At 45.0% G+C, this 4,550-nt stretch carries 1 protein-coding gene and 3 pseudogenes; all 4 read left to right on the top strand.

Annotated features, from left to right (window positions below; all coding sequences use genetic code 11):
* Positions 1–246 (top strand): annotated as a pseudogene (locus AB4384_RS10005) (aspartate-alanine antiporter); the annotation flags it as partial.
* A 116-nt stretch (positions 247–362) separates the two neighbouring features.
* A pseudogene (locus AB4384_RS10000) lies at positions 363–1,598 on the top strand (bifunctional aspartate transaminase/aspartate 4-decarboxylase); the annotation flags it as partial.
* Between the two features lie 4 nt (positions 1,599–1,602).
* Positions 1,603–2,943, top strand: a pseudogene (locus tag AB4384_RS09995) (bifunctional aspartate transaminase/aspartate 4-decarboxylase); the annotation flags it as partial.
* A 70-nt stretch (positions 2,944–3,013) separates the two neighbouring features.
* Positions 3,014–4,222 (top strand): sodium/glutamate symporter, encoded by a 1,209-nt coding sequence (gene gltS / locus AB4384_RS09990; protein WP_017061004.1) that lies wholly within the window; start codon positions 3,014–3,016, stop codon positions 4,220–4,222.
* The last annotated feature ends 328 nt before the right edge of the window (positions 4,223–4,550 follow it).

The following is a 4,550-nucleotide window of genomic DNA, read 5'->3' as shown; positions in this document are numbered from 1 at the left end:
ATCATTCCACAGATTATTTCGTTCTTCTTCTCTTACTTTGTTTTGAGAATCAAAAACCCAATTGAAGCACTTGGTTGTGTGACTGGTGGTCGAAGTGCAAACCCTGCGTTTGCGGCATTGATGGAAAAAACAGGCAATGCAACTCCAGTATTCTCATTCACAGTGACTTACGCAGTAGCCAACGTGCTATTGACCCTTTGGGGACCAATCATCGTCGGCATTATCTCCGTCAACGCTGGTATGTAATTCAGACTATAACGTCAGTCTAAGACGTCAATCCAATTAAAACACTAAGCGATTCCCTGGCCAAACATAGGGAAGGGGATCGACTTGCTAAAATTTATGAAAGTAAGGTATCTATTATGACTACTCAAACTCCAACTATCGATTTTTCAAAATTCGCTGACCTAAGCCCATTCGAGCTAAAAGACAAACTGATTGAAGTGGCGCAAGCTGTGCCAGATCGTGCACTTCTTGATGCAGGTCGTGGTAACCCTAACTTCCTAGCAACGCTACCTCGTAAAGCATTCATCCGTCTTGGTGAGTTTGCGGTAGCAGAAGCAGAGCGTAACTACGCTTACCTAGGTGGTGATTTCGGTGGTATCCCTGATGGTGTTGGCATCGTTGAGCGTTTCGACACGTTCGCAAGCCAATATGCAACAGACAAAGGCGTTGATTTCCTACGTCGTGCACTAAGCTACGCAAAAGACCGTCTAGGCATCGAAAAACAAGCGTTCCTAAACGAGCTAGTACTGGCTTACCTTGCGTGTAACTACCCAGTGCCACCACGTATGCTAGTGAACATCGAGAAAGTGGTTAAACAATACATCGCAGAAGAGATGTACGGCCCAATGCCAATGACGACTAACTTTGACCTGTTCGCAACAGAAGGCGGCACTGCGTCAATGACGTACACGTTCGCAACCATGTTCAACAATGGTCTATTGAAAAAAGGTGACAAAGTTGCGCTAATCACGCCAATCTTTACCCCTTACCTAGAAATCCCAGAGCTAGCAGAATATGAGCTGGAAATCGTAGAGCTACGCCTTGATGAGACCACTTGGCAGCTACCAATGTCTGAAATCGAAAAACTGGCAGATACAGACATCAAACTACTTTGCGTCGTTAACCCTGCTAATCCAGCATCAGTGAAATTCTCTGACGAGACTTTAGAGAACCTAACAAACTTTGTGAATGAGCAACGCAGTGACCTATTCATCATCACTGATGACGTATACGGTACATTTGCCGATGACTTCGTTTCTCTGTTCGCAAAACTACCGTATAACACACTATGTGTTTACTCATTCTCTAAATACTTCGGTGCAACAGGTTGGCGTCTAGGCACTATCGGTATTCACGATGAGAACGTGTTCGACGATACACTTCGCTCATTCAGTGAAGCGACACAGTGCCAATTGGACGACCGTTACAAAACGCTAACTCCAGAGCCACGTGACATTAAGTTCATCGACCGCATCGTTGCGGATAGCCGTAGCGTAGCCTTGAATCACACTGCCGGTCTATCTCTACCGCAACAAGTGCAAATGGCGATGTTTGCTCTAACTTGTCTAATGGACTCAGAAGGTCGCTACAAAGCNNGGCATCGTTGAGCGTTTCGACACGTTCGCAAGCCAATATGCAGCAGACAAAGGCGTTGACTTCCTACGTCGTGCACTAAGCTACGCAAAAGACCGTCTAGGTATCGAAAAACAAGCGTTCCTAAACGAGCTAGTACTGGCTTACCTTGCGTGTAACTACCCAGTACCACCACGTATGCTAGTGAACATCGAGAAAGTGGTTAAACAATACATCGCAGAAGAGATGTACGGCCCAATGCCAATGACGACTAACTTTGACTTGTTCGCAACAGAAGGCGGCACAGCGTCAATGACGTACACGTTCGCAACCATGTTCAACAATGGTCTATTGAAAAAAGGTGACAAAGTTGCGCTAATCACGCCAATCTTTACCCCTTACCTAGAAATCCCAGAGCTAGCAGAGTATGAGCTGGAAATCGTTGAGCTACGCCTTGATGAGACGACTTGGCAGCTACCAATGTCTGAAATTGAAAAACTTGCAGATACAGACATCAAACTGCTTTGCGTCGTTAACCCTGCTAATCCAGCATCAGTGAAATTCTCTGACGAGACTCTAGAGAACCTAACAAACTTTGTGAATGAGCAACGCAGTGACCTATTCATCATCACTGATGACGTATACGGTACATTTGCCGATGACTTCGTTTCTCTATTTGCAAAACTACCATACAACACACTTTGTGTTTACTCGTTCTCTAAGTACTTTGGCGCAACAGGCTGGCGTTTAGGTACCATTGGTATCCAACACAAAAACGTATTTGATGACGCACTAAGTTCTTTCAGCGAAGAAAAACAGTGTCAACTTGATGGCCGTTACAAAACACTGACTCCAGAGCCACGTGACATTAAGTTCATCGACCGCATCGTTGCGGATAGCCGTAGCGTAGCCTTGAATCACACTGCCGGTCTATCTCTACCGCAACAAGTGCAAATGGCGATGTTTGCTCTAACTTGTCTAATGGACTCAGAAGGTCGCTACAAAGCCGCTTGCAAACGCATCATCCGTGAGCGCTACACAACGCTTTACAAAAACATGGGTGTAGAAATCGAAGAGAACAAAGACCGTGTGGATTACTACACACTCCTAGAGCTAGACACGCTAGGTGGCAAACTTTACGGTCAAGAGTTTGTCGACTGGTTCAAAGCTAACGAGAAAGGTAAAGACTTCCTATTCCGTCTTGCTCACGAAACTGGCGTCATCTTACTACCTGGTAAAGGTTTCGACACAGTACACGCCTCAGTACGCGTATCACTAGCGAACCTTACTCACCACGAGTACGAGCTAATTGGCCGTGCAACACGTACTGTGTTGGATGAGTACTTCCAAGAGTTCTCTGCGTAATTCGTAGTTGCTAGAAAATATAAGCCCCGTCAAGTCGGGGCTTTTTTATTCGGTTGTTTAGGTCGTGATAATGAATGTAATTTCTGTAAATGCCGTTGAATCTGCCATTTTGGCACTCTTGATGTTGTTGTTTGGTGAGGTAACCAAAAAACACACACCAATATTAAGTAAATATCATATCCCAGGGCCGGTGATTGGTGGGTGCATCGCAGCCTTAATTACTACTTGCTTATATCGCATGGGAATGGAGTTCGAATTTGAACTTCCTTATAAAGAGACGTTGATGCTGATGTTTTTCGCAGGCATTGGTTTAAGCGCAAATATCAAGCAGCTATTCCAAGGTGGACGCTTGTTCGTTGTCTTTCTCGGAATCGCCGTTGTTTATATTATTTTTCAGGACGCTATTGGTGTCGCTGCAGCCTCGTTCTTAGGGCTGGATCCTAAGCTAGGACTGATGACGGGCTCTATCACCCTATCAGGTGGGCATGGTACAGGTGCTGCATGGGCGTCGATGTTTCATGACCATTTTGGTGTCGATAATGCACTCGAAATCGCGATGGCCTGTGCCACTTTTGGTCTTGTGATTGGCGGTATTATCGGAGCGCCTTTAGGCACGTATTTGGTTGAAAAAAATCAACTTTCAACACCGAACGTACATGCAGCAGATGTGGAACACAAAAAGGCCCATCACATGCCGACTAAGGGCAATGTACTACATGGCATCGGAAGCGTTGTTCTTTTAGCATGCTGTGTTGAGCTCAGCCAAATGCTACATAGTTTAGTGCTTGTGCTCGATGTGCATTGGCTGAACATGGTGCCAAATTTCGTCTATGCGTTATTTGTTGGTGCACTATTCTCAACACTATTTAGCGAGAGCAAACCTGCCAAGATTGCGATGGTCGAAGTGGCACGTTTAAGCTCAATTGCCCTAAGTGTCTTCTTATCTATGGCATTGCTTGAAATCAAACTTTGGCAGCTGTTTGATATGGCGTTGTCGCTGGTGGTTATCCTAACGATTCAAACATTGTTTACTATTGTGTTTGTTACGTCCGTTACCTATAAGCTACTCGGTAAAAATTATGATGCCGCGGTGATGGCAAGTGGTCATGCGGGCTTTGGTTTGGGTGCGACACCGACAGCCATGCTCAATATGAATGGTATCACGGGTTACTACGGCCCATCGCCACAAGCGTATTTTATCGTGCCGTTAATTGGTGCGTTCTTTATCGATCTCTCAAACCTAATCGTTATAGAGACATTCTTACATTTCATGTCTTGATGGATCTTCCCCATCAAAGGGGATTACCAAAGTTCAGTACTTTGACTTTAAAATTTACTCAAGACATCAAAAACTATATTCAGAAGAGGAGTGACGGTTTGAAAGGTGTCCAGTTCCGCTGGTTCAGATCACTAGCTTATTTCGATGATTTTACCGCGAGTTCAATGGACGGGTTAAATCGGCTTTGTTTCCTAATTGGATCTCAGATAGAAACGGCCAGTATGGGTGATTATTAGGCTATTTCTATCGTTTTAGGCATACCTAACCCTGTGAGCTTATTCAACGCTTTAATCATGGCGTAGGTTTCACCCAGGGCGGGAGCATACTT

The organism is Vibrio sp. 10N.261.51.A4, from assembly GCF_041471945.1.
GTDB lineage: Bacteria > Pseudomonadota > Gammaproteobacteria > Enterobacterales > Vibrionaceae > Vibrio > Vibrio crassostreae_C.
This window is presented reverse-complemented; position numbering and strand designations above follow the sequence as displayed.